Annotated in this window: 25 protein-coding genes; 13 read left to right on the top strand and 12 right to left on the bottom strand. The window is 60.2% G+C overall.

Translation table 11 applies throughout. The features are described 5' to 3' along the window. Positions 1–8 precede the first annotated feature (8 nt). Positions 9–719 carry a DUF599 domain-containing protein gene (locus tag ACR0NO_RS15190; protein WP_480724551.1) on the bottom strand — a complete coding sequence of 237 codons (711 nt, stop codon included), beginning with the start codon at positions 717–719 and terminating at the stop codon, positions 9–11. 81 nt (positions 720–800) lie between these two features. On the opposite strand from ACR0NO_RS15190, the gene ACR0NO_RS15185 reads away from it, so the two are divergent. The 8 genes from ACR0NO_RS15185 to ACR0NO_RS15150 all read left to right on the top strand — a co-directional run bounded on the left by ACR0NO_RS15185 (position 801) and on the right by ACR0NO_RS15150 (position 10,518). After that, on the top strand, positions 801–2,240 hold the full coding sequence (locus ACR0NO_RS15185) for an FAD-linked oxidase C-terminal domain-containing protein (RefSeq protein WP_480724550.1): 1,440 nt from the start codon (positions 801–803) through the stop codon (positions 2,238–2,240). A 63-nt stretch (positions 2,241–2,303) separates the two neighbouring features. Further along, a complete protein-coding gene (locus ACR0NO_RS15180; protein ID WP_480724549.1) occupies positions 2,304–3,404 on the top strand; it encodes an FAD-binding protein in 1,101 nt (366 codons plus the stop codon). A 4-nt stretch (positions 3,405–3,408) separates the two neighbouring features. Further along, positions 3,409–4,728 carry a glycolate oxidase subunit GlcF gene (gene glcF / locus ACR0NO_RS15175; RefSeq protein WP_480724548.1) on the top strand — a complete coding sequence of 440 codons (1,320 nt, stop codon included), beginning with the start codon at positions 3,409–3,411 and terminating at the stop codon, positions 4,726–4,728. Positions 4,729–4,847: 119 nt separating this feature from the next. Continuing rightward, positions 4,848–5,639 carry a trypsin-like serine peptidase gene (locus tag ACR0NO_RS15170; protein WP_480526893.1) on the top strand — a complete coding sequence of 264 codons (792 nt, stop codon included), beginning with the start codon at positions 4,848–4,850 and terminating at the stop codon, positions 5,637–5,639. Then, entirely contained in the window at positions 5,639–6,451 is an 813-nt protein-coding gene (locus tag ACR0NO_RS15165; RefSeq protein WP_480724547.1) for a trypsin-like serine peptidase, read from the top strand. Before ACR0NO_RS15170 ends, ACR0NO_RS15165 begins: the two co-directional genes overlap by 1 nt. A gap of 126 nt (positions 6,452–6,577) precedes the next feature. Then, entirely contained in the window at positions 6,578–7,045 is a 468-nt protein-coding gene (locus ACR0NO_RS15160; RefSeq protein ID WP_170484927.1) for an Hsp20 family protein, read from the top strand. A 189-nt stretch (positions 7,046–7,234) separates the two neighbouring features. Beyond that, the gene (locus ACR0NO_RS15155; protein WP_480724546.1) at positions 7,235–8,275 is read left to right on the top strand and encodes a glycosyltransferase family 2 protein; all 1,041 of its coding nucleotides are present in this window, start codon (positions 7,235–7,237) and stop codon (positions 8,273–8,275) included. Then, on the top strand, positions 8,272–10,518 hold the full coding sequence (locus ACR0NO_RS15150; protein ID WP_480724545.1) for a glycosyltransferase family 2 protein: 2,247 nt from the start codon (positions 8,272–8,274) through the stop codon (positions 10,516–10,518). Before ACR0NO_RS15155 ends, ACR0NO_RS15150 begins: the two co-directional genes overlap by 4 nt. Before the next feature lie 3 nt (positions 10,519–10,521). Here the strand turns inward: ACR0NO_RS15150 and ACR0NO_RS15145 are convergent, their stop codons facing one another. Continuing rightward, the gene (locus ACR0NO_RS15145) at positions 10,522–11,490 is read right to left on the bottom strand and encodes a glycosyltransferase family 2 protein (protein WP_419739107.1); all 969 of its coding nucleotides are present in this window, start codon (positions 11,488–11,490) and stop codon (positions 10,522–10,524) included. Between the two features lie 193 nt (positions 11,491–11,683). Here ACR0NO_RS15145 and ACR0NO_RS15140 point away from each other — a divergent pair, with 193 nt between their 5' ends. Continuing rightward, positions 11,684–13,894 (top strand): hypothetical protein, encoded by a 2,211-nt coding sequence (locus tag ACR0NO_RS15140; protein ID WP_480724544.1) that lies wholly within the window; start codon positions 11,684–11,686, stop codon positions 13,892–13,894. 9 nt (positions 13,895–13,903) lie between these two features. Here ACR0NO_RS15140 and dxs read toward each other — a convergent pair whose 3' ends face one another. The 6 genes from dxs to ACR0NO_RS15110 all read right to left on the bottom strand — a co-directional run bounded on the left by dxs (position 13,904) and on the right by ACR0NO_RS15110 (position 19,161). Further along, the gene (gene dxs, locus ACR0NO_RS15135; protein ID WP_480724543.1) at positions 13,904–15,832 is read right to left on the bottom strand and encodes a 1-deoxy-D-xylulose-5-phosphate synthase; all 1,929 of its coding nucleotides are present in this window, start codon (positions 15,830–15,832) and stop codon (positions 13,904–13,906) included. A gap of 16 nt (positions 15,833–15,848) precedes the next feature. Further along, positions 15,849–16,715 carry a polyprenyl synthetase family protein gene (locus ACR0NO_RS15130; RefSeq protein WP_480724542.1) on the bottom strand — a complete coding sequence of 289 codons (867 nt, stop codon included), beginning with the start codon at positions 16,713–16,715 and terminating at the stop codon, positions 15,849–15,851. Next, positions 16,716–16,958 carry an exodeoxyribonuclease VII small subunit gene (locus ACR0NO_RS15125; protein WP_170484940.1) on the bottom strand — a complete coding sequence of 81 codons (243 nt, stop codon included), beginning with the start codon at positions 16,956–16,958 and terminating at the stop codon, positions 16,716–16,718. After that, the gene (locus tag ACR0NO_RS15120) at positions 16,955–17,881 is read right to left on the bottom strand and encodes a histone deacetylase family protein (RefSeq protein ID WP_480724541.1); all 927 of its coding nucleotides are present in this window, start codon (positions 17,879–17,881) and stop codon (positions 16,955–16,957) included. The genes ACR0NO_RS15125 and ACR0NO_RS15120 overlap by 4 nt, the downstream gene beginning before the upstream one ends. A 69-nt stretch (positions 17,882–17,950) precedes the next feature. After that, complete coding sequence (locus tag ACR0NO_RS15115) at positions 17,951–18,652, bottom strand: response regulator (RefSeq protein ID WP_480724540.1); 702 nt, start codon at positions 18,650–18,652, stop codon at positions 17,951–17,953. Continuing rightward, on the bottom strand, positions 18,649–19,161 hold the full coding sequence (locus ACR0NO_RS15110) for a MarR family transcriptional regulator (protein ID WP_170459388.1): 513 nt from the start codon (positions 19,159–19,161) through the stop codon (positions 18,649–18,651). Before ACR0NO_RS15110 ends, ACR0NO_RS15115 begins: the two co-directional genes overlap by 4 nt. Before the next feature lie 159 nt (positions 19,162–19,320). Between ACR0NO_RS15110 and ACR0NO_RS15105 the strand changes: the two genes are divergently transcribed. The 4 genes from ACR0NO_RS15105 to ACR0NO_RS15090 all read left to right on the top strand — a co-directional run bounded on the left by ACR0NO_RS15105 (position 19,321) and on the right by ACR0NO_RS15090 (position 22,162). Then, the gene (locus ACR0NO_RS15105; RefSeq protein WP_480724539.1) at positions 19,321–20,187 is read left to right on the top strand and encodes a branched-chain amino acid aminotransferase; all 867 of its coding nucleotides are present in this window, start codon (positions 19,321–19,323) and stop codon (positions 20,185–20,187) included. A gap of 111 nt (positions 20,188–20,298) precedes the next feature. Beyond that, positions 20,299–21,249, top strand: a complete 951-nt coding sequence (locus tag ACR0NO_RS15100; RefSeq protein ID WP_480724538.1) for an AraC family transcriptional regulator — start codon at positions 20,299–20,301, stop codon at positions 21,247–21,249. Positions 21,250–21,360: 111 nt separating this feature from the next. Further along, positions 21,361–21,726 (top strand): SPW repeat domain-containing protein, encoded by a 366-nt coding sequence (locus ACR0NO_RS15095; protein ID WP_480724537.1) that lies wholly within the window; start codon positions 21,361–21,363, stop codon positions 21,724–21,726. 250 nt (positions 21,727–21,976) lie between these two features. After that, positions 21,977–22,162, top strand: a complete 186-nt coding sequence (locus ACR0NO_RS15090) for a hypothetical protein (RefSeq protein ID WP_480724536.1) — start codon at positions 21,977–21,979, stop codon at positions 22,160–22,162. Here ACR0NO_RS15090 and cobO read toward each other — a convergent pair. The 4 genes from cobO to aroC are packed head-to-tail and all read right to left on the bottom strand — an operon-like array spanning position 22,159 to position 25,551. Continuing rightward, on the bottom strand, positions 22,159–22,758 hold the full coding sequence (gene cobO / locus ACR0NO_RS15085; RefSeq protein ID WP_480566359.1) for a cob(I)yrinic acid a,c-diamide adenosyltransferase: 600 nt from the start codon (positions 22,756–22,758) through the stop codon (positions 22,159–22,161). The genes ACR0NO_RS15090 and cobO overlap by 4 nt on opposite strands. A 56-nt stretch (positions 22,759–22,814) precedes the next feature. Continuing rightward, entirely contained in the window at positions 22,815–23,750 is a 936-nt protein-coding gene (locus tag ACR0NO_RS15080; protein ID WP_170640659.1) for a DMT family transporter, read from the bottom strand. Positions 23,751–23,804: 54 nt separating this feature from the next. Beyond that, positions 23,805–24,479, bottom strand: a complete 675-nt coding sequence (locus tag ACR0NO_RS15075) for an HD domain-containing protein (protein ID WP_480724535.1) — start codon at positions 24,477–24,479, stop codon at positions 23,805–23,807. Next, a complete protein-coding gene (aroC, locus tag ACR0NO_RS15070) occupies positions 24,451–25,551 on the bottom strand; it encodes a chorismate synthase (protein ID WP_480724534.1) in 1,101 nt (366 codons plus the stop codon). The genes ACR0NO_RS15075 and aroC overlap by 29 nt, the downstream gene beginning before the upstream one ends. Positions 25,552–25,598: the final 47 nt, after the last annotated feature.

Here is a 25,598-nt window from a genome sequence, read left to right as displayed (position 1 = left end):
AATAGGGATCACGTCTTGGTGTCAGGGGGCAAGGTCAGAAGCACCGTTCGCGAATGTGATGCGAACTCACGCCGGTAGAGGACGCCAAAGGTGATCACAGTGCCGATGAACAACGCGATGGGTCCAAGAAACCACGCTAGCGAGGCAAGCGCGAAGTAGGTGGCCCTGAGCGCACGGTTAAAGCTGCGGGCGGCGGTCACACAAATCTCGGCAGCCTGCGCGGCGCGCGGGTAGGCTTCCGGGTCATCGGGATCATTCGGCACGGCGGCCATAAGGACGGCACAGTAGCCGAACAAGCGGTGCGCCCAGACATATTTCAGAAATGCGTTTGCCAGAAACAGGATCACGACGAGGATCTTGATCTCCCACACCAATGCAGGGGCGCTGCCGATGGCCAGATCGCTGGCAACGCCCGCCAGTTGCTCGGTATTGCCCAACAAGGCCAGCCCGCCGCCAATGGCGATCATCGTGGTTGAGGCAAAGAAGGTGCTGCCTTGTCGCATGGCCGCAACAACCTGCGCGTCGAACATGCGGGGCTGGCGGGTGACCATCTCGTGCATCCAGCCACGGCGGAAATCATCCATCATCATCGCAACCGAAAGCTTGCCCGGTGATGGGTGTTCGATCTTCCAGCCGATCCCTTGCCAGGCCGCCAGCAAAAGCAAAACGGCCGCATAGTCCAGCGTCGAAAACATAAGCGCGCGATCAATCCAGGTCATGGCGCGACAGTAGGGTCAGATCATAAAACTTGCCAGACGGAGAAATTGGTAATATTATTTTACCAAATCGGAGGATCAGCCATGGAAATGCCCCAGCCAAATCCTGAAGTGCTTGCGCGAAAGCAGGCCGTTCTGGCGCGATTGCTGCAGGTTTTGCCTGAGGATGCGGTGATTTACGACCCGTCAGAGACTCGGGCCTATGAGTGTGACGCGCTGACCGCGTATCGTTGCCCGCCCATGCTGGCGGTGCTGCCTTCGACCACGCAAGAGGTCTCGGACGTGCTCCGCATTTGCCATGACGAGAGCGTGCCGGTGGTCCCGCGCGGCTCGGGGACTTCGTTGGCGGGCGGGGCGCTGCCGACGGCGGATTGTGTGATCCTTGGCGTGGCGCGTATGAATGACGTGCTGGAGACCGACTATGATAACCGCTTCATCCGCGTACAGACCGGCCGCACCAATCTCAGCGTGACTGGCGCGGTTGAGGAGGAGGATTTCTTCTACGCCCCCGACCCATCCTCCCAGTTGGCTTGCGCAATTGCGGGGAACATCGCGATGAACTCGGGCGGGGCGCACTGTCTGAAATACGGCGTGACCACCAACAACCTATTGGGTGTGACCATGGTGATGATGGATGGCAGCGTGGTCGAGATCGGCGGCGCGCATCTGGATTCCGGCGGGCTGGACCTGTTGGGGGTCATCTGTGGCTCGGAAGGGCAGCTTGGCGTCGTGACCGAGGCGACGCTGCGCATCCTGCGCAAACCAGAAGGCGCGCGGCCTGTTCTGATGGGGTTCGATGACAATGAGGTCGCCGGTCAGTGCGTATCGGACATCATCAAGTCGGGTATCTTGCCGGTCGCGATTGAGTTCATGGATACGCTCTGCATCAAGGCGTGTGAGAACTTCGCCCATGCTGGCTATCCTGACTGCCACGCGCTGCTGATTGTCGAGGTCGAAGGCTCGGATGCCGAGATCGACTACCAGCTGTCGAAGATCGTCGAGATCGCCAAACGCCACAACCCGGTGGAACTGCGCGAAAGTCAGTCGGCGGAAGAAAGCGCCAAGATTTGGCTGGGTCGGAAATCGGCCTTTGGCGCGATGGGACAGATGAACGACTATATGTGTCTGGACGGCACGATCCCCGTCTCGGCGCTGCCACAGGTTCTGCGTCGCATCGGGGAGTTGAGCGAGGATTACGGCCTGCCCGTCGGCAATGTTTTCCACGCAGGCGACGGCAATATGCACCCGTTGATCCTGTTCGATGCCAATAAGCCCGGTGATCTGGAGAAATGTGAGGCATTTGGTGCCGATATCCTGAAGCTCTGCGTGGATGTGGGCGGCTGCCTGACCGGAGAGCACGGGGTGGGCATCGAGAAACGGGATCTGATGTCGCATCAATATAGCGCGGCCGATCTTGAGGCGCAGATGGCGGTGAAGGATGTGTTCGACCCGCAGTGGCTGTTGAACCCGGCCAAGGTGTTCCCGTTGGACGTGTCACAGGCGCGACGGATGGCTGCGGAATAGGGGGCTCTGCCCCCGTCGCGCAGGCGCGACTCCCCCGAGGTATTTTGGAACAGAAGAAGTGTCATGAGACCTGAGACAGAGATGGAACTGGCCGAGATCGTGGCCGGGTTGCACGGGCCGGTGCGTATTGCAGGTGGCGGGACGCGCGGGGTGGATGGCCCGGGGGCGGTTTTGAATGTGGATGGGTTGCGTGGGATATCGCTCTATGAACCCGGCGCGCTGACTTTGGTTGCGCAGGCAGGAACCCCGGTGGCTGAGATTGACGCCGCGCTGGAGGCCGAAGGTCAGCAACTGGCGTTCGAGCCTGCGGATTACCGCGCGCTGCTCGGCACCTCGGGTGAGCCGACGATTGGCGGAGTTATCGCCGCCAATATCTCAGGGCCACGGCGGGTGCAGGCCGGCGCGTGTCGGGATTTTCTGCTGGGCGTGCGCTATGTCGACGGGCTAGGGCAGGTCGTCAAGAATGGCGGGCGGGTGATGAAGAATGTCACCGGCTATGACCTGGTCAAGCTGATGGCGGGCTCCTGGGGGACGCTGGGGGTGCTGACCGAAGTGTCGTTGAAAGTGTTGCCGAAACCCGAGGCGGTCGTGACCCTGGGCGTGCCAGTTGCCCATGCCTCGGGCGCGGTTGAGGTTCTGTCTGCCGCATTGAGGTCGCCTTATGAAGTGAGCGGGGCTGCGTTTGCCCCTGAAACGGGTCAGGCCTTGCTGCGGATTGAGGGGTTTGCGGATTCGGTTGCGTATCGTGTCGAACGATTGCAGGACGTGCTGTCGGGGTTTGGAGACGTCGCCGTTGTTGAGGATTCAGATGCCACTTGGTGCGCGATCCGGGACGTGACCCCGTTCGCGGGGAAAGAGGGCGATGTCTGGCGGATCTCGGTCAAACCCAGCGATGCGCCGGAAATCACTGCGCGGCTTGAGGCGAACAAACTCCTGCTCGATTGGGGCGGCGGTTTGATCTGGGCGTTGGTGGATGAGGGCACCGATGTCCGTGCGCGGCTTGGCGGTTTTCAGGGCCATGCCTCGATCGTGCGGGCGAAATCCGAGACCGTTGAGGCGCTAGGCCGGTTCCAACCTGAGCCCACACCGGTTGCAGCCCTGAGCCAAGGTTTGCGGCAGCGGTTCGATCCACAGGCTCTGTTTAATCCGGGATTGATGGGGTAGGCCGATGCAGACGACTTTCACCGAAGAACAGTTGCATGACCCAGGCATCCAGCGCGCAAACGAGATCCTGCGCAGTTGCGTCCATTGCGGGTTTTGCACCGCCACATGCCCCACTTATCAGGTGCTGGGCGATGAGTTGGACAGCCCTCGCGGCCGTATCTACCTGATCAAGGATATGCTTGAGAATGAGCGTGTACCGGACGAGAAGACGGTCAAACATATCGACCGGTGCCTGTCCTGTTTGGCTTGCATGACGACCTGCCCGTCAGGCGTGCATTACATGCATCTGGTCGATCACGCGCGCGAGTATATCGAGAACAACTACAAGCGCCCATTGTCCGATCGTGTGCTGCGCTGGGTTCTGGCGCAGATCTTGCCCTATCCGATGCGATTTCGCTGGGCCTTGATCGGGGCCAAGCTGGGCCGTCCGTTCCGGTTTCTGATGCCGGATGCGCGCTTGCGGGCGATGCTGGATATGGCGCCGCAACATATCCCTCCGGTCAGTCGCAACGACGACCCCCAGAGCTTTGCGCCCAAAACGCCGCGCAAAAAGCGTGTGGCTTTGATGACAGGCTGTGCGCAAAAGGCTCTGAACACCGATATCAACGACGCCACGATCCGTCTGCTGACCCGTTTGGGGTGCGAGGTGGTGGTGGCCGAAGGGGCCGGATGCTGTGGTGCACTGACCCATCACATGGGCAAAAGCAAGCAGAGCCACGCAGCAGCGGCGGCCAATATTCGCGCTTGGGTGCGTGAGATGGATGGAGACGGGCTCGACGCCATCGTCATTAACACCTCGGGCTGTGGGACGACGGTCAAGGACTATGGGCATATGTTCCGAAATGACCCTCTGGCGCAGGATGCGGCGCGGGTGTCGGCCCTTGCGATGGATATCAGCGAGGTGCTGATGCAACTGGATCTGCCCGAGCAGTCGGATCAGGGGCTGACCGTGGCCTATCACGCCGCGTGTTCCTTGCAGCATGGGCAGCAGATCAAGACCTACCCGAAGGAGCTGCTGAAAAGCGCTGGCTTCAAGGTTGTTGAACCCGCTGACAGCCATCTGTGCTGCGGAAGTGCCGGAACGTATAATCTGATGCAGCCCGAGATCTCGGGCCAGCTGAAGCAGCGCAAGGTGCGAACGCTTGAGGCGAAAAAGCCCGACCTGATAGCTGCCGGAAATATCGGCTGCATGATGCAGATCGGATCGGGAACCGAGCTGCCGATCGTCCATACGGTCGAGCTTCTGGATTGGGCCACCGGAGGTCCCAAACCGCGCGGTTTGCAGGCGGGTGGAGCGAACTCCGAGGTGCCTATTTTGCGCTAGGCGGGCATGATGCGACTTGGCATCAGTTGAACAGGAAAATCCTGTCGACCCGACCTGCCCTATTTTCGCCCCACGCGACCCGTAGAACAGTTGACCGGAACGGATAGCCGGAGAACCGCGTGCGCAACTGGATCAAGGCCATCGTGCTGAGTGTGCTGCCAATGGCCGCCTCGGCGCAAGATACCGGGCTGAAAAGCCTCGAGACGTCGGATTCCGGGCGGCAATGGATGGCCGTGGGGCGGCTGGATATTGATGGCACCGGGTTTTGCACCGGCGCGCTGATCTCGCCCACGCTGGTGCTGACCGCCGCGCATTGCCTGTTCGAAAAGCACACCAAGAAGCGAATCGACCCGTCGCGGATCGAGTTTCTGGCGGGTTGGCGACGTGGGAGCGCTTCGGCCTATCGTCCGGCGCGTCAGGCCGTGATTCATCCGAAATATGTATACAATGGCAGGGCCACCAGCGACCGTGTCCGCTATGATCTGGCGTTGATTGAGCTCTGGCAGCCGGTTCGAAACACCACCGTTATTCCTTTTGAGACCGGCGCGCGCCCCGACCAAGGCGAGCAGGTGGGTGTGGTGTCTTACGCGCATGACCGGGCCGAGGCCCCGTCGCTGCAGCAGGTTTGCTCGGTCATGGCCGGGCATCGGGGCGTTTTGGTAATGTCCTGCGATGTCGATTTCGGGGCCTCTGGCGCGCCGATTTTCTCGCTGAGCGGTGAGCGTCCGCGTATCGTATCTGTGGTGTCGGCCAAAGCCGAGCTTAACGGGGAAAACGTGTCGCTGGGTACCGCGCTGGATGGATCGCTACAGCTGCTGCAGGCGGAACTTTCCAATGGCAATGGGTTTGGCCTGTCTTCGGGCAGCACCGGGTCTGGCAAGAATGTCGGGGCAAGGTTTATCCGGCCATGATGCGCGCCTTTGCCTGTTTGTTACTTTGCGCCTCTATTGTGGCCACGGCTGCGCAGGCCCAAAGCAACAAACGCACGCTAACCGATCGCGATGACCTCTATGGGTGGGAGGCGATCGGCCGACTGGATGTGGGCAAACGATCTTTCTGTACGGGAACGCTGATTGCGCAGGACATGGTGCTGACAGCCGCCCATTGTGCCTTGGACAAACGCACCGGACAGGCCTATGAGCCTGGTGAGGTGACATTCCGCGCTGGACTGAGCAATGGCGTCGCCCTAGCCGAGCGCAAGGTGGTGCAGATTGCTACGCTTCCAAGTTATGGGACCAATGACCCTCTGTCGTCTCAAGGCGTCCGCGAGGATGTGGCGCTTATGAGGCTGGATGAGCCGATCCCCTATTCAATTGCCGACCCGTTTGTCTTGTATCAGGGGCCCGTCATCGGCTCGGAACTCAGTATCGCCTCTTACGGGCGAGGCCGGTCCGAGGCCATAACGCGCGAAAAATCCTGTCGAATCCTGGATCGGCGAGACGGGCTGATCACCTTTGATTGCGACGTCACTTTTGGCTCATCGGGGTCGGCCGTTCTGACCAAAAACGGGTCGCGCTGGCAGATTTTGTCGGTTGTCTCCGCTATTGGCGAGAGTGGGGGCCGCAAGATCGGCTTCGGGATGGAGCTGTCTCCGGTCGTCTCCGAACTCAAGGCGATCATGCGGCGCGATGCGCCCCGGCCCGAAGCTAAGATCCGCAGATTGCAGGTGGGTTCTGGCAAGTCCGAGTCAGGCGCGAAATTCATCAGCTCGGGCGGGGGTTGAACTTACGCAAATCGTTACCCATGTGATTTGTATCGGATCGCCACAACGGGGTCCGGTATAACCCAACGCCCGTCCAGATCGGAGGGCTGAACATCGTAAATCGCTCAAGGATGAGGATAACGACACATGCGTAGTTTTGATTTTGCACCGCTGCACCGCGCCACCATTGGTTTCGACCAGATCGCCGACATGATGGACCGCGTTCTGACCAACGACGTGGCACAGCCCAGCTATCCCCCATACAACATCGAAAAAACCGACGCCGACACCTATCGGATTTCCGTCGCTGTCGCCGGTTTTTCCGAAGAAGACCTGTCCGTCGAAGTGAAGGAAAACGCACTGATCGTGGCTGGCAAGAAAGCCGCCGAGGACAAGGACCGCAGCTATCTGCACCGCGGGATCGCCACCCGTGCGTTTGAGCGCCGCTTTGCTCTGGCCGACCATGTCCGCGTGACAGGTGCCAGCCATGAGAACGGCATGCTGAACATTGACCTCAAGCGCGAAGTGCCCGAAGCGTTGAAACCGCGCCGGATTCAGATTTCCTCGGGCAAGGCCATCGAAAAAGATGTGGTTGATGCCAAGGCCGTGAACTAACGCGCCTTAAGTTCTTGCGGCGGTCTCCTCCTCCCTGACTGCCGCAACACCCGCCCCGCGTTCCTCCAGACGCGGGGCGTTGTTTTTTGGCGCTACCCAAGGGCTCCCTTCCCTGATCAACCACGTGGCTTTCCTGTTCCGATCTGCCTATAAGTGAATGAAAACACCAAGAGCAGTCAGAGGTCATGCATGACCCTATTGGGCATCACATGTCAGAAGGATGACGGGCCATTTCTGGTGGAGTGGCTGGCCCATCACCTTGCGGCAGGGGTCGACCGGTTTCTGGTTCTAAGCCACGATTGCTCGGATGGGTCGGATGCGTTGTTGCAGGCGCTGGCCCAGGATGCGCGGATTGAGCATCTTCCCTTCAACCCCAAGGGCAACAAGGCCGTGCAGTGGCAGGCGTTGAAACACGCCTCGGATCACCCGGCTTACGCTTCGGCCGACTGGGCGCTGTTTTTCGATTGTGATGAATTCTTGTGTCTGCGGGATGCCACTCTGCCGGATTTGTTGACCCGGATCGAGGCAGCATCAGGGTCTTTCGACGCTCTTGCCCTGCCGTGGCGGTTCTTTGGCGCGGGCGGCCAGGTGAAGCGTGGCAGCGGTTTGACGCCCGAGAGGTTCACGCAAGCCGCACCCGAGGATCTGCATTTTCCCCTCGGCCACCTGTTCAAGACGCTCCACCGCCCGGAAGCGTTTCAGAAGCTGGGGGTACATCGGCCCCGCAGCAAACCGTCAAAACCCGCGCGCTGGATCGGCCCGGATGGAGCGGACCTGCCGGCAGGTTTCGCGGGGAATGACGGTGTGATTTCGCTCTATGGTCTGCCGATGGGGGCGCGTCAGGTTTGGTTGAACCACTATGCCCTGCGCTCGCGCGAAGAGTTCATTGTCAAACGCGCCCGCGGTTTGCCGAACCACATGGACCGCGAGATCGGGATGACCTATTGGGCCGAGCGCAATTGGAATACGGTCGAAGAGACAAGCATTGCCGCAATGATCAATGCGACCCGCGATGTTTATGCGGACCTGATGGGCCTGCCCGGTGTGGCCGCCGCGCATGAGGCCTGCTTGAACTGGCACCGCGCCGCCTATGTGGCCTTGCAGCAAGACATCGAGGCCGTGCGGCTGGAGTTCCGTCTTGGGCTGGTCAACAGCATCCCGCCCTCTGCGCAAGAGGGGGCTGCGTTTGTGGCTAGGCAGGTCTCGCTTTTGTCGAAGGCGGCTGAATGATGGGACTGATCGAACGGCAGCTTGCAGGTCAGGATTTGGGTGTCGCGATCCTGCTCGATGCGGTCGTGCATCAGGACGATGGCGCGCAGGCCGTCACGTTGTTCTTTGATCGTTTGATTGCGGCTGAGGAAATCATCCCCCCTGAGGGCAGCTTAGCTGAGGAGGTAGGCGCCGTGGGCGACGCGCGCATTCTGCGCTATCGCTTGCCGCAGGACGCCCACCCTCGATTTACGATCTGCGGGGAGGCCTTTGATCTGAACTGTGCGCCCTCGGAATGCGCGCTGTTCGAGGGGCAGAACGCCTTCATCGCCCAACGCAACGGCGAAAGCGCCGAGATCGTGTTGCAGTGGTTGGCGTACCACATTGAAACGCAGGGGCTTGAGGCCGTAGTGATCCTCGATCGTGCCCCTCTGGGTGCTGAGGATGGGTTTACCGCCGCGCTTCGCGAGGGTCTGGAAAGCCATGCCTTGCCCTGTCAGGTGGTTCTGGTCCAAAGTCCGGTGCCGCTGGGCAAACCCGACCTTCCGCCCGAGGCTCATCCCTATTGCGTTAGCGAGTCTCCGGGCAAGGACCGGATGGAGGTCCCGCCCCCCAACCCATGGGACAGCCCGCTTGGCGCGTTTTCGGTCTATGAAATCTTGCGCACACGGTTTCTGGCGCAGGCGCGCGCCGTGGCAAACATCGACGTGCATGACCTTATGGTCGAAACAGATACATCTGTATTCGACGCAGCCGTTGCAGCCGAGGGCGGGCTGATCGCGCTGTTCGGACGGCATTGCTATCCGTGGCGCGTGCGTGCGGGCCAAAAGGCGCATTTCGGCGATCATATCTGCGTGCAATTCGATGCGACGGGCGGTCGGCAGCGCTGGTGCATCGCGCCAGCCAAATCCGCCCCAGATGCGGTCTGGCGGCTGGTCCGGGTCGGAAATGCCCGCCCGGATTCGACCCTAACTATGGGGTTCTACCGTCACATGCTGTTGCGGCACCCGACACGCTCGATTTCGAAAATCGTGCCCAAGACCTCTCTGATCGAGCATGAGTCGCTGTTGCAATTGTCCGCCACGACCTGGGGGCACAAACCGGTGCGGATGCCCGAGTTGGAGGTCACCTCAAAGGAAACAGGGCGTGGGCGGTGTGCCATCGTGACCACGATGAAGAACGAAGGTCCGTTCATTCTGGAATGGCTCGCCTATCATCGGGCCATAGGGTTTGATGATTTCCTGATCTACACCAATGACTGCACAGACGGCACCGATACGATGCTGGAGATGCTGCAAAGCAAGGGCCTGGTTCAGCATCGCGACAACCCGTTCCGGCAGATGGGCATGCGCCCGCAGCACGCGGCCTTGCATTCCGCGGATGATGAGCAGATCGTCAAGGATGCCACTTGGGTCGCCTGCATTGATGTGGATGAATACGTGAACATCAAATGCGGCGACGGCACTCTGGACGCTCTGTTTGCCGCTGTGCCTGACGCCAACATGATCGCGATGACTTGGCGTCTATTCGGCAATGGCGATCTGCACGGGTTCGAGGACAGGCCCGTCATCGAACAATTCCAGCGCTGCGCCCCGGAATATGCCCGCAAGCCGCATCAGGCCTGGGGTTTCAAGACGCTGTTCCGCAACATCGGCCTGTTTCGAAAGCTGGGTGTACATCGCCCCAAGGGCCTCAATCCGCAATTGTGGGAGGAGATCAACTGGGTCAACGGGTCCGGCGCGCCGATGCCGCGTTCGATGTTTCGCAATGGCTGGCGGTCCACGATCAACACCTATGGCTACGATCTGGTGCAGCTAAACCACTACGCCGTCCGCTCGGCCGAGAGCTTTTTGGTCAAGCGCGACAGGGGCCGGGTGAACCACGTTGAGCGGGATCAGGGCCTCGCCTACTGGTTCCGCATGAACAACAACTACGCTGAGGATCACTCCATCGCGCGTATGGTGCCTGCAATGCAGGCCGAACTGGACCGCCTACTCAGCGATCCCGAGATCGCCGCCGCGCATGTCCATTCCGTAGACCGCCACCGCGCCAAGATCGCGGAGTTGAAAGCCACGCCGAACTACGCCGCTTTCTACGCCGAACTGACAGGCGCGCGCCTGGAAAAGCTTGCGCGTCTGCACCGGCATTTCGGGGCGAATGTGTTCCTCAAAGGTCCTTCATCCATTCCGGATGACGTGCTGGAACGTGACCCCGACAAGGATTGGTTCTTTACCGTCGATCATGACGGGGAAACCCAACATTAGAGCCTAAAGCGCAGCTTTCAGTCCGTTTACCAGCTCATCCATTTCCGGATCCAGCTTCATTGAGGCTGCTTTGCGCCGGTGCCATTCGACCGCCCGCGCGTGCAGAGCGCTCAAAACCGGGTCCGATTTCAGTTCCTCCGCCAGTTTGTTGCTTTGGGGGGCGTAGCGCTCGATCGAGGTGTCTTTTTCGTCGTTGAGGTTGAACCTGTCCCAGTATTCCATACCCAGCACGTGGTGGCTGTGGTTCGCCCGCCCGCGCGCGCGTTTGATCAGAAAACTCTCCATCGAACGCAACGCGTAGTGGTTGACCTGCGCGTGGGTAAACAGGGGCGGGTTCTCGGTGCGGGCGCCATCAACGACGTAGTCCGCGCCGCCGGGCAGAACACGCTTCGTGTCCGAGACATGCTCATCAAGCGACACCGGCGCATGCAGGCCCATCCGCTTGAATTTATGCTGGTTGGTGTAGAGAGACTTGACGAATTTACCGGTTTTGGGCCGTTCCTCTGCGTCCCATTCAAGCTCGCCCATGGTGAATTGCTGGGTGACGGGCGCGTCGTCGAACCGCTCGATATGGTCCGGGCCGAAGACCCGCCAAGGAACCGAGATTACATCCGCATCCGCACCAGACCCTTCGACCAGCGCGCGGGCCGAGCCATCGCCCATATGGATATTCAGGTACTCATCCACATCGCAGACAAAGACCCATTTGGCATCCATCACGATGTCGTAGCGACGCGAGGCCTGCCGCAGGGCCGAACGGTGAATGCCGCCGCCGCGAATGATTGTGTTGTGCTGGGTGACCAGCCCCATCTCTTGCAGGCGCAGAAGGATTTCGACGGTGGGATCAGTGCAGTCATTCGTGCAGACCAGAATGTGGTCAAAGCCCAGCGTTTTGTAATGCGCCACCCAATCGATGATGTAGGGGCCTTCGTTTTTCATCGTTGAGACGACTGTATAAGTCTCGTTGCTCATGACTGTCTGCTCGCTTGCCTGCTGTGACGCCTAGGTCTTGTCTATGCGGCGCGAAACGGGATGCAGCAAGGTCACGCCCGGCCAACTATTCGCGCCTGCTGCGTAATCTGGCGGTACCCAAGCGCGGCGCAAGACCTTAGGATCAAGAAAACGACGCGTGTGCCAAAATACACGCAGGCACAAGGATACGCGGATGGCACGCACGCGCGAGGTTGGCACGTTATGGATCGGTGGCCCGCTCAGTTGGCTTGAGCAGCTTTGCCTGAAATCCTTTGTGGACAAGGGGCAGAAGATCACCCTGTTTTCCTACGAGGATATCCCCAACGTCCCCGATGGCGTGATCCGTCGCGACGGGCGCGAGATCATAGATACCGACGATTTCATCAAATACGAACAGAAGAACTCATTCGCGCTGTTTGCTGATTGCTTCCGGCTGCACATGATCCAGAAATGCCCCGGCATGATCTGGATCGACACGGATGTCTTCTGCCACCGTCCTATGACCTATGACAGCGACTATGTCTTTGGGTATGAGCTGCGGGACTCACCTCGGATCAACAACGCGGTGCTGGGCATACCCGCTGACAGCGAGCTGCTGCGCCAGATGCTGGATTTCACAGAAGATCGCTATTCCATCGCGCCGTTCCTGCCAAAGGCGAAACAGCGCGCCATGCAGCAGGCGGCGGAAAGCGGCAATCCGGTTCACATCTCGCAGCAGCCATGGGGTGTATGGGGTCCGATGATGGTGACCCACTTCGTACACGCCATGGGTTTGGAACATCACGCCCTGCCGGTCAGTGCCTTCTACCCGGTCACCTTCCCCGAGCGGTACAAGTTCATGCGTCGTGTTGCGGTGGCCAAGCAGCTCATTACCGAAGACACCACGGCGCTGCATCTGTGGGCCTCGAACAAACGCCAGTTGGGCAATCATCACAACGGCCTGCCGCCCAAGGGCACGTATCTTGCCAAACTTGTGGCAGAGACAGGCATCAACCCCGTCCTCGCGCCGATCAAAGGGCGCGGGCATACGGTGTTTGACGGCGCGCTGATTGATGAGGTCGACCTGACCGAGGTCCGCTCGGTCGCGGATCTGACCGGCAAGGCGCGCAGCTTTGTTCTGGCGCTGCATCACAAGTTCGATTGCGACGTCAAGCTGGTCGACGTGAACCGCCGCGGCAAGTTCAAACCCGAAGAGGAGCCTTGGATTGCCGACTACGTCGCCTTTCTGACTGATCATGAGGTCGACCCGGACCGGATCGAAATTATCGCCTCCGAGGATCGGTTGAAGCCGGTGGATGTGCTGTGCAATCTCCAAGGGTTCGGCGATCACTATAGGGTGCCGTTCCTCGAGAAATTCCTGACCCGGATGCTGCATTCCGACACGCGGCTCTTCATGGATATCCGCAAAGGCTCGGGCGCGTTTCCCTTCCTCAAGGCCTTCGGGACCAATGAAAAGATCGCCACGCATGAGGTTGACGGGCACGAGATCACCCGCGTGAAGGTCCTGCCCAAACCGCCCGAACCCACCGATGCCGCAAGCAGCTGGGCGCAGATCGCGACGGATCTTGCAGGCAAGGACGGCTGGTATCGGCCCGGTGAGAACGGGCACTCGCTGCTTTTTGTGCCGCGGTCCAAGGACACTCTGGTCGTGACCTTCGACAATCTGGACGTGGCGATGAACAATCGCAAGGACCGTCGCCCTTGGGGATATTCCTTCATCAAAGAGCAAAACTGGTCGATGCTGTCGGCCATCGCGGGCGGCTGGACCTGGTATCGCGAACCCTGGGTTTATGACCAATTCGATGAGTTGAAGCACAGCGGTTTCTTCGACCAGTTTCAGCGCGTTGTGTTCTACGGGGCCTCGATGGGTGGTTATGCGGCCTGCGCCTTTTCTCCGGCGGCACCGGGGTGCGATGTAGTCGCGATCTCACCACAAAGCACGGTCGACAAGTCCGTTGTCCCGTGGGAGACGCGCTATAAAACCGTGTGGGATCGAGACTTCACCGGTCCCTACGGAGATGCTGCGCTGGTCAGTCAGGCGGCGCGGCGGGTGTCGATCCTCTATGACCCTTACGAGCCGCTGGATGCGGGCCACGCAGCGCGGTTCACGAATGCCAACGTCTCGCATCTGCGCGCGCCGCTGCTGGGGCATCGGTTGGGGTCATCTCTGCTGCAGATGGGTATCTTGCACCCGATCATTCTGGGGGCGTTGAACGGAACCCTGACCGAGGCTGAGTTCTACACCTTTCTGCGCGCCCGCAGACAATTCCCGCGCTACCAGCGAGAGCTGTTCAATCGCGCGGTCAAGAAAGGGCACAAGGACCTCGCCCGTCGCCTGGGCGCTCATATCCTGAAACAAAACCCCAACCGGGCCGTGCGGCTGGGGTTAAAAGAGCTGGGTTAAACGCGGCGATCAGGCGCGTTTTTCGCCGATGGTCGCAACGCCCAGAATATCCAGAACCTTGGCTTCGATCTGTTCGGCATTCATGCCCGCCACCGCGTACATATCCGCCGGGCTGGCCTGATCAATGAAGATGTCGGGCAGGACCATCGAGCGGTATTTGAACCCGCGATCAAACACGCCTTCGTCTGCCAAGAGCTGCGCGACGTGACTGCCGAAACCGCCCAAGGCGCCTTCTTCGATGGTGATCAGCGCCTCGTGGTTTTCGACCAGATCAATGATCAGATCACGGTCCAGCGGCTTGGCAAAGCGCGCGTCCGCAATGGTCGGGGTGATGCCGCGTGCCGACAGGGCCTCGGCTGCTTTCTGAACCTCGGCCAGACGGGTGCCGAAGGACAACAAAGCCACGCGCGCGCCTTTCTGCATCAACCGGCCCTTGCCGATTTCCAGAACCTCGCCACGTTCGGGCAGATCGACGCCAACGCCCTCTCCCCGTGGATAGCGGAACGCAATCGGGCCGTCATCATGGGCTGCTGCGGTGGCCACCATATGCATCAGTTCGGCCTCATCTGCGGCGGCCATGACCACCATGCCGGGCAGATTGGCCAAATAGGCAATGTCGAAGGAGCCGGCATGTGTGGCCCCATCCGCGCCAACAAGACCGGCACGGTCGATGGCAAAGCGTACCGGCAGGCGCTGGATCGCCACGTCATGCACAACCTGATCATAGCCGCGCTGCAGGAATGTCGAATACATCGCGCAGAAGGGCTTCATCCCGCCCGCAGCCAACGCAGCACAGAAAGTCACGCCATGCTGCTCCGCAATCGCCACGTCAAAACAGCGCGAGGGGTAGCGTTCGGCAAACAGGTTCAACCCGGTACCATCGGGCATGGCGGCGGTGACGGCGACGATCTTGTCATCCCGTGCGGCCTCTTCCACCAGCGTTTTGCCAAAGACCGAGGTATAGGACGGCGCGTTTGAAGGCGCTTTCTTCTGCTCACCCGTGACCACATCGAACTTGGCGGTCGCGTGGCCCTTGTCGCGAGCCTGCTCGGCCGGGGCGTAGCCCTTGCCCTTTTTGGTCAGCACGTGGATCAGGATCGGCCCCGTGGCCCGTGCCTTGACGGTGCGCAGAACCGGCAGCAACTGGTCCATGTCATGCCCGTCGATCGGGCCGAGGTAAGAGAACCCCAACTCTTCGAACAAGGTCCCGCCAACGGCCATCCCTTTGAGCATCTCTTTCGCGCGTTTGGCTCCTTCGCGGAACGGCTCGGGCAGCAGAGAGACCGCGCCTTTGGCGGCGGCCTTCAGCTCGTGAAACGGTTCCTCGGCGTAGATGCGCGACAGGTAAGTCGACAGAGCGCCCACAGGCGGGGCGATGCTCATCTCATTGTCGTTCAGGATCACGATCAGGCGCTTTCGCAGGTGGCCTGCGTTGTTCATCGCCTCAAAAGCCATGCCCGCAGACATCGAGCCATCGCCGATCACCGCAATCGCATCGCCCAGCCCTTCTGGGGTTACCCCGCCCAGATCGCGGGCGACGGCAAAGCCCAATGCGGCACTGATCGAAGTGCTGGAATGCGCCGCACCAAACGGGTCATAGGGGCTTTCACTGCGTTTGGTGAAGCCGCTGAGGCCATCCTTCATGCGCAAGGTACGGATACGGTCGCGGCGTTCGGTCAGGATCTTATGCGGATAGCACTGATGCCCGACATCCCAAATAATCTTGTCGCGTGGTGTGTCGAAGACTGCATGCAACGCCGTCGTCAACTCAACCACACCAAGGCCCGCGCCCAGATGCCCGCCGGTGACCGACACGGCCGAGATCGTCTCGGCCCGCAATTCCTGCGCCACCTGATGCAGTTGAGCATCCGAGAACTGCTTCAGATCCGCAGGGCGGTTCACAAGGTCCAGCAGTGGCGTATTCGGACGGTCAGACATTTGGCGCGTTCCTGGCTTAGCTGTCCCGGGCAATAACGAAGCGAGCAGCGTCCTTCAAGGTTTCAGCCTTGGCCCCATACCCATCCAGCGCGGCGCAGGCTTCGCCTACTAGCTCTGCGGCACGGGCCTTGGCTGCATCCAATCCCAGAAGCGAAACAAAGGTTGCTTTGCCTGCATCCGCGTCTTTCTGCAGCCGTTTGCCTGCCTTTTCGGCATCGCCCTCGATATCCAAGATGTCATCGGCGATTTGAAAAGCAAGCCCAAGGGCTTGGGCATATTGGCGCAACGGTGTCGGATCGGCTTGCGCCAACCGAGCGCCCGCGCAGGCGGACCATTCGATCAACGCCCCCGTCTTGCCTGCTTGCAGCCGCGTGATTTCGTCCAGCGACAGCGGGGCAGACGCCGTTTCAGCCGCAATATCCAGTGCCTGACCCAGAACCATGCCCTGCGCCCCGCTTGCTTTGGCCAGAGTCATCGCCAGTTCGGCACGAATCTCGGGCTTGCCGGTTTCGGGCCGTGTGCAAAGCTCAAACGCCAGGGTCTGCAAAGCATCCCCGGCCAGAACGGCAGTGCCTTCGTCCCATTTCACGTGAACCGTTGGGCGCCCGCGTCGCAGGTCATCGTCATCCATACAGGGCAGGTCATCATGGACGAGGGAATAAGCGTGCAACGCCTCAATCGCGGTCGCGGGCCAGATCGCCTGCGTGGCACTAACGCCATGCAAGCGCGCGCTTTCCAGAACCAGAAACCCCCGCAGACGCTTTCCGCCTTCGGTGGCGTAGGCCATGGCCCGCGTCACATCCAGATCGTCCAGTGCGCCCAGAACCAGATCGAAATGGCCCTGAATCCGCGCCGCGTCCTGCGCCAGCGTGTCGCGAAACATTTACTGACCTTCGACTGGAGTCGTCCCGGTTGGCTGCCCGCTGGCGTCCAGCGTGATGGCGGCGACTTTTTCCTCAGCGCGCTTCAACTCATCTTCGCAGCGCTTCTTCAAAGCCGCGCCGCGCTCATACAGTGCAATCGACTGATCCAGCGCCACATCACCGCGTTCCAATTGGCCCACTACGGCCTCAAGCTCTTTCATCGCCTGTTCAAACGTCATTTGCTCAACGGGGGTATCGGTCATCGTGCTGCCTTCATCAGTTCTTCCACATGGGCGCGTGTCGCCTCGGCCAATGCGTTCAGATCATACCCGCCTTCCAGAGTCGAGACGATACGGCCCTCACAAACCTCATCGGCGATCTTGCACAGTTCGGCGGTGATCCAGGCGAAGTCGCCCGTGGACCAGTTGAGATTGGCCAGTGGATCGTCCTGATGGGCATCAAACCCGGCCGAGATAATGATCAGGTCGGGCCTAAAGGCTCTCAGACGCGGGAAGGCTTGCGACTCATAGGCCGCGCGCATCTCAGCCCCACCGCTTGCAGGTGGCAGGGGGATGTTCAGAACCGTGTCATAGGCCCCGGTTTCATCGGGGCGACCGGAGCCGGGCCACAAGGGCATCTGCTGGCTGGTGATCACGAGCGCACGTTTTTCGTCCCATAACAGGTCCTGCGTGCCATTGCCGTGATGTACATCGAAATCCACTACCGCAACACGGGCCAGCCCGTGATGGTCCAGAGCATGTTTGGCACCCAGCGCGGCATTGCCGAACAGGCAAAATCCCATCGCCTTGTCGGTCTCTGCGTGATGTCCCGGAGGCCGAATGGCGCAGAACGCATTCGGGACCTCGCCAGACAGCACCAGATCCACCGCCCGAACAACGGCCCCAGCGCCGTGATACGCGGCATCGACCGACCCCGGAGACATAAACGTATCCCCATCAATCTGCGTATACCCTTCTGCAGGCCGCGCGGCCCGTATATCGCGAATGTAGTCCTCAGGATGTACCCGCAGCAAATCGTCATCCGCCACCATCGGAGCGGTCCTGCGGTCCAGGTCCAATGCCTCCAGCGCATGTAGTATTTGCTCTAGCCGCGCCACCCGCTCAGGATGGCCATCGGGGGTGACATGGCCCAGACAATCTGCATGGGTCAACAAGGCCGTCTTCATCGGGATCCCCTCTTCATCTGGCTAAAAATATCCTCGCCGAAGGCATAAAATCGCCGCGCGGCGGCCCGGTCAATCCGGTGCCAGCATATACCCTGCGCCGCGAACGGTTTGCAGGTATCGGGGCTGCTTGGGGTCCTGTTCGATCTTGCGACGCAATCGCGTGATCTGCACGTCAACCGCCCGTTCCTGCGCCTGTCCCTTGTCGCGCCCCAGATCCTCGACCAGTTTTGCCCGGCTGATCGGCTCACCCGGCTTGGCCGAGAAGATCTTCATCAACTGGCTTTCGGTTGCGGTCAGACGCACCGGGTCCTCACCCTGCCACATCTCACCACGCTCGATGTCGTAGCGGATCGGGCCAAGGGTCAGGATTTTCGCGGCTGCATCCTGAGTAGGAGCTTCGGGCATCCGCCGCAGAATGGCGTTGATGCGCAGCAATAGCTCTTTCGGCTCAAACGGTTTGGCCAGATAGTCATCGGCCCCGGCCTCAAGCCCAGCGATCCGATGCTCGGTCTCGCCGCGCGCCGTCAGGAGAAGGATCGGAGTGCTGTGGGTCTCGCGCAGCGCTTTGGTCAGGCTCACGCCATCCTCGCCGGGCATCATCACATCCAGAACGATCATGTCGAAGTCTAGCCCGGACAGCACACGCCGCGCATGCGCCGCGTCGCGTGCGGCGGTCACCAGAAACCCGTTCCGCATCAGGAATTTTTTCAGCAGGTCGCGAATGCGCTCGTCATCATCGACGATCAGCAGGTGGGCATCCATATCGCTCATGAGGTCGTATCCCGCAACTTCTTGTAAGCATGACGCATATCAGCATCCATCATTGCTTCAAGTACTTTGCGGAAACCGGCCACGGCCTCGGGCCCCGCATCCTTGTAAGCGGCCCGCATCCGCGCGCGCTGGGCGTCGGACAATGTCGCCTCAAGTGCGCGGCCTTTTTCCGTCAGAAACAGATGCCGCTCGCGCTTGTCGACGGTCCCAACCCGGCTTTCGACCATGCCGTCTTCGATCAGGGTCCGCAGTACCCGGTTCAGGGATTGTTTCGTCACGCCCAGGATGGCCAGCAGGTTGTTGACCGTCGTGCCGGGGGCGCGGTTGATGAAGTGGATCGCGCGGTGATGCGCCCGCCCATAAGACATGTCCGAGAGGATACGATCCGGATCCGCCGTGAACCCCCGATAAGCGAAAAACATCGCCTCAATCCCCTGCCGCAACTGTTCATCAGTCAGGAATAACAGGCTTTCACCCCCATAAATCGGGGCGGGGCGGATTTCCGACATATCATGCCTCATGCGTTACTCGGTCTACAGTTTAAGTCAGCCTTATTGACATTCCAAGGGCAGACAGGTATCGAATCGCAGTTTTTGCGCAAGATTGTGTCCGCTCCGGTCCTAACTAGCGCAACATTCGCAAATTCAACCCGGTTCAGGAGGTTTCGCATGGCGGGGTATGATGATCGTGATGGCACCATCTGGTTGGATGGCAAGCTGGTCCCATGGCGCGAGGCCAATGTCCACATCCTGACACATGCGATGCACTACGCCTCGTCCGTGTTCGAAGGCGAGCGCGCCTATAACGGCAAGATCTTCAAAAGCCGGGAACATTCCGAACGTCTGATCGCCTCGGCCGAGGCGCTGGACATGCCGATGCCCTACGATGTGGATAAGATCGAGGCCGCCAAGGAAGAGGCACTGAAAGCCAGCGGCCTGCAGGACGCTTACGTCCGCGCGCTGGTCTGGCGTGGTTCGGGCGAGGATATGGGCGTGGCCTCGGCCAAGAACCCCGTGCGGATGGCTGTCGCCGTCTGGCCGTGGGGGGCCTACTACGGCGACGCCAAGATGCAAGGTGCCAAGCTGGACATCGCCGAATGGAAACGCCCCAGCCCGGAAACCATCCCCGTGCATGCCAAAGCGGCGGGTCTCTACATGATCTGCACCATCTCCAAGCACAAGGCCGAGGCCAAGGGCTGCTCAGATGCGCTGTTCATGGATTGGCGCGGCTACGTGGCCGAGGCCACCGGTGCAAATGTCTTCTTCGTCAAGGATGCTGAGGTCCACACTCCGCTGGCGGATTGCTTCCTGAACGGCATCACCCGCCAGACCGTCATCCAGATGCTGAAAGACAAGGGCATTACCGTGCATGAGCGCCGCATCAAGCCCGAGGAAATGGCTGATTTCGAACAATGCTGGCTGACCGGTACGGCGGCCGAGGTCACTCCGGTCGGGCAGATTGGCGACTACACCTTTGAAGTGGGCGATCTGACCCGCGAAATCGCGGAAGACTACGAGAAACTCGTCCGCACCTGATAAGACCTGAAACCCCCGCTTCGGCGGGGGTTTTTGTTGCAGGTCGTGCAGAGTGTTTTGCAGATCGTTCAACAGCATGGACCTTGGCGTGCCGCGCTGTATCTTTGTCCTATGTTGGACCTTCTCAGCGATATCCTCACCCGCCTATCCCTGCGCGGTACGTTCTATTTCCGAACCTCCTTCACCCCGCCTTTCGGGATTCAGGTGCCCGGCTTTGAAAACGTGGCCCGGTTTCATTTCGTCCAGCGCGGAGAGCTGAAGGTCCACATCCCGGCAACCGGCGAGACCGTGCGTCTGAAACAGGGTGACCTGATCGTAATCCCGCATGGCGCGCAACATGCGCTGCTGTGCAACGAGGTCAGGCCATTTGACGCTCTGCCGTTAGAGCAAGTCCTCGACATCGCGGGCTATACCGGTGACGGCGTTCTGGTTTATGGCGGCGGGGACGAGGAACGCGATACCCAACTGATCTGCGGACATTTTTCGTTCATTGGACCGGCTGGCCGGAATGGTACAGGTCATATGCTGATCGACCGTCTACCGCCCTACATCCTGATCCAGAACTACGGAGAAGAGGCGGGATCGTGGATCGAGGCCACCCTGCGCATGATCGGCTCGGAGGTATCCGGCGCGCGGATTGGCGGCGACCTAATTGCCCTGAAACTGTCCGAAGTGCTGTTTGCACAGGCGATCCGGGCCTATCTGGAACATCAAAGCCCCGACGATGACGCCTTGGCTGGTTTTGCCGACCCACGAATCTCGCGCGCTTTGACCGCGTTCCACCAAGCCCCCGCGCAGGAGTGGAGCGTGGCTAGTCTCGCCAATGAGGCAGCGATGTCGCGCACGGCTTTTGCCCAGCTTTTTGCTGAGAAGATGGGAACCACCCCGATGCAATATCTGACGGACTGGAGAATGCAGATCGCCTGCCAAGGTCTGACCGAGGGGCGTTGGAACGTGGCCGACGCCGCAGCCGAGGCCGGATATGCGTCTGAGGCGGCGTTTTCGCGGGTGTTCAAGAAACAGGTCGGAGTGTCCCCCGCCGCTTATCGCGAGATGCACTGATCCACCGACACTTCTGAACGATCTGCAATGTTTTGCAAACGATCTGGGCTGCTGCGTTCCCAATGCAGGTCCTATTCTTGATCTGTCTCTGATTGAGGAAAGGAAATCCAGATGTCCCTCCGTTTTGTCACCCGCAATATTCACGCCTATCTCGACTATCCTGTTGCCGTTGCGCTGATGGTGCTGCCCTTTGTGCTTGGACTGGGCCAATCCAATCCGCTGGCACTGTGGCTGTCCGTTGTTACCGGCATTGCCGCTTTCGTCCTGACGGTGCTCACTGACCATCACCTGGGGATTTGGAGAGTGCTACCTTACAAGCTGCATCTGGCCGTGGATCTGGCCGTTGGCGTGACCTTCCTGTTGGCCCCCAGCTTCCTCGGCTTTTCGGGAATCGACGCGCTGTTCTACTGGCTGAACGGGGTCGCTGTAGTCGCTGTAATCTCGCTCAGCGCGCCTGAACAGACCGCAGCGGCCTGAATCCTGTCTATCCCTCACTGCTCAAAGCCGCGCCATCTTGCGCGGCTTTTCCCTTTTTAGGGTCTGATTTTCCGGGCAAGCAGGCTCGCTATCTTGCCAGGTCGTTTTCCCTTGCAAAAACCGACAAAAACAGTCAGAAAAAATCAACGCCAGATGAACCGATCAAGCACAAGGTTCCGGGGCGGTCTGTGGGCTCAGCAAGTTCAGTCGTGATGGCCTGCCACCGTTCCGGGAACGACCGAGGGCACCGATGCGTACCAGATTTGAAGAGCTGCTATCCGACCCGTGTCGCGCGTCCTGCGATTGCGACGCACTAGCCTCGGATGTCGAGGCCTATCTGGATCGCAAGGCCTGCGACGCAGAAAAATGCCGAGAGCTGAACCAGCAGCCCTCGGACGAATTTGTCAAAGAAACACCCAAAGGGGCGCGTGGTTAGTAGTCCACACCGCGCTGGGCTTTGATTCCGGCCTTGAAAGGGTGCTTTTCTTCGGTCATCTCAGTGACCAGATCGGCATAGTCCCGCAGTTCTTGCGGGGCATCACGTCCCGTCAGGAATACGCTGGTCTCGTCGGAGCGGCCATTCAACCCCTCAATCACACGTTCAACCGACAGGTATTCATAGCGCAGCGCGATGTTGATCTCATCCAGTACGACCAGATCGTAGTCTCCGCTGGCCATCAGGTCGCAGGCCTTGTCGAACGCGGCTGTGGCGGCGGCGATGTCGCGCTCGCGATCCTGAGTGTCCCAGGTAAAGCCTTCGCCCATCGTGTGCCACGTCACCAGATCGCGTTCTTCGAAAAAACGCCGCTCGCCGGTTTTCCATTTACCCTTGATGAACTGAACGACCGCCACCTTCTGCCCCCAGCCAAGCGCACGGATCACCACACCAAAAGCGGCCGAGGATTTGCCTTTACCCTTGCCGGTATTGATCAGCACCAAACCACGGTCAGGGTCGACCGCTTCGGACACTTTCTTGCGGTGCTTGGCCTGCACCTCTTGCATCTTTTCCTTGTGGTCTTGTGCGTCACTCATGCGGAGCCCTCATTGATTGTTGCGCTCAAACTAAGCGAAGTTGGCGAAAGGTAAAGTCACGGTTTGTGGTCGGTCAGAGACCGCGCCTTGCCGCGCTCCAACCCCAGCTGATGTTCGCGCCAAACCACGACCACATTGCCCGCGATCACCAGTGCCGCACCCAGCAAGATCGCCAGCGTCGGCAGCTCATCGAACCAGAAATAGCTGATCGCAATGGCGAACAGCATGGTGGTGTAGTCATAAGGCGCCAGCATCGACGCCTGGCCAAACCGGTAGGACGAGGTGACAAGGATTTGCGCAACCCCACCAATCAGGCCCACAACGACCAACAACAGAGCCTGATCCAGTGTCGGCATGGTCCAACCCCAAAACACGGTCAGCGATGAAAGCAGCGTTGCCGTGATCGAGAAATAGAACACGATGGCGGCGGGGTGGTCGACCTTGACCAATTGCCGGATATGGATTTGCACAAAGGCCCGCGCGATGGTCGCGGCCAGAACGCAAAGGGCGCCAATCGTTGCCGCCACCTCCATCTCGGTGCTGCCAAGCCGGGGCCAAAGCATGATCAGAACCCCCACAAGCCCCAGCATCACCGCACCGATGCGGATCATGCGAATGCGCTCGCCCAACAGCAAGGCGGCCAGGACGAGGGTGAAAATCGGGGTCGCGTAGCCGATGGCGGTGACCTCGGGCAAAGGCAGCAGGCTGAGGCCGGTAAAGGTCAGGCCCATTGCGCTGGTGCCCAGAACACCGCGCCAGAAATGGCCCATGGGTTTCTTGACGACAAAACCCTGCGACAGCTCCCCGCGCCAGATCAGCCAGGCGATGATGACGGGAATCGCCAAGAGAGACCGGAAAAAGACCAGCTCACCCGGTGGAAAATCTTCGGACAACGCTTTGACCAAGGCCGACATCAAAGTGAACAGCATCAAGGCGGTCAATTTCAGGCCCACAGCAAGAGCGGGGCGGTGCGATGTCAAGGATTGTGCCATTGGCCGGGAACCTGCGCTTTTGGCGCGGAAAGATCAACGACGGGATTGTACCAATCAGGGGGAATTCCAGGCGTCGGGGACAGGGTGGCCGATTTCATCCGCGAAGGCCCTGAGGAATTCAAGCATCTGCGCCCGGCGTTCTTGCGCCAGAGCATGGCCCGCCTCGGTCAACATATCGTCGGGCAGGCTCAGCAGCTTTACTTTCCAGTGATCGATCGAAAAATTCAGGTCGTCCAGATCGCGTTCTTCAGCAAAAGGATCTTCGGGGTCGTAGAGATCCCGACCCAAAGCACCAGCGACCGCAATGGTGCGCGCGATACCGATGGCCCCCAGCGCATCGAGCCGGTCCGCATCTCGCAGGATGCGGGCTTCGGATGTGCGGGGCTGAATGTTGGCTGAGAAGCTGTGCGCTTCGATCGCGTGTTGGGTGGCTTGGATCTGCGCGTCAGAAAAGCCCAATTCCTTTAGAATAGGCTCTGATTCCTGTGCGGATTGGCGTGAGGCCAAGTGGCGGTTCGGGTCGTTCTTTGGCAGGTTGATCAGATCATGCAGATAGCTGGCGGCCAGCAGCACGGCCATGTCCGCCTTATCGTCTGCAATCGCTTGCGCGTTTCGCCAGACACGGTCCAGATGGGCCAAATCATGTGCGGGATCGGTTTGCATGCGCTGCGCGACGATGCCGCGCAGGCGTGTGCGCAGATCAGCCAATATGTCCACGGTTCTCGCCAATCTGGCCTCGGTGCAGCAGCAGATGGTCAAGGATCACGCAAGCCATCATCGCCTCACCCACCGGCACAGCGCGGATGCCGACGCAAGGGTCGTGGCGGCCTTTGGTGATGATCTCGGTTTCCTCACCGGATTTAGTGATCGTCTTGCGCGTGGTCAAAATTGACGAAGTCGGTTTGACGGCAAAGCGCACTACGACATCCTGCCCCGTGGAGATCCCGCCAAGGATGCCACCGGCGTGGTTCGAGCTGTATTGCGGGCCGTTCTGGCCCATGAAAATCTCATCCGCGTTGGCCTCACCGGTCAGTTCCGCGGCGGCCATGCCTTCGCCGATCTCGACGCCTTTAACGGCGTTGATCGACATCATCGCGGCGGCGAGATCAGTGTCTAACTTGGCATAAATCGGCGCGCCGATCCCGGCGGGGACGCCGCGCGCCACCACTTCGACCACCGCACCGACCGAATTGCCGGACTTGCGCAGACCGTCCAGATAGTCAGCCCAATTCTCGGCGGCCTTGGCGTCTGGCGTCCAGAACGGATTCTGTTCGATCTGCGACCAGTCGAAATTGGCGCGGTCGAATTTGTGCGGGCCGATTTGGGTCATATAGCCGGTGATCTGCACATTGGGTGCGATCTGTTTGATCGCTTCACGCGCCAGCCCTCCAGCCGCAACGCGCGAGGCGGTTTCACGGGCCGAGCTGCGCCCTCCGCCGCGATAGTCGCGGATGCCGTATTTCTGCCAGTAGGTGATATCGGCATGTCCCGGGCGGAACTTCTCCATGATATCACCGTAGTCTTTCGAGCGCTGATCGGTGTTCTCGATCATCAGCTGAACCGGCGTGCCGGTGGTCTGGCCTTCGAACACGCCGGACAGGATTTTGACCTGATCAGGTTCGCGCCGCTGGGTGGTGAACTTGTTCTGCCCCGGTTTGCGCTTGTCCAGCCAGTGCTGGATCATCGCCTCGTCGATCTGCACGCCCGGAGGGCAGCCGTCGACCGTTGCGCCCAAGGCGGGTCCGTGGCTTTCGCCCCAGGTGGTGACGCGGAAGAGGTGTCCAAAGCTGTTCATCGACATGGGGCGGGCTCCTTTGCGGGGTTGTGATTAGCGGGGAGAGCCTTTGG

This window comes from Ruegeria sp. CL3 (genome assembly GCF_056536505.1).
This window is presented reverse-complemented; position numbering and strand designations above follow the sequence as displayed.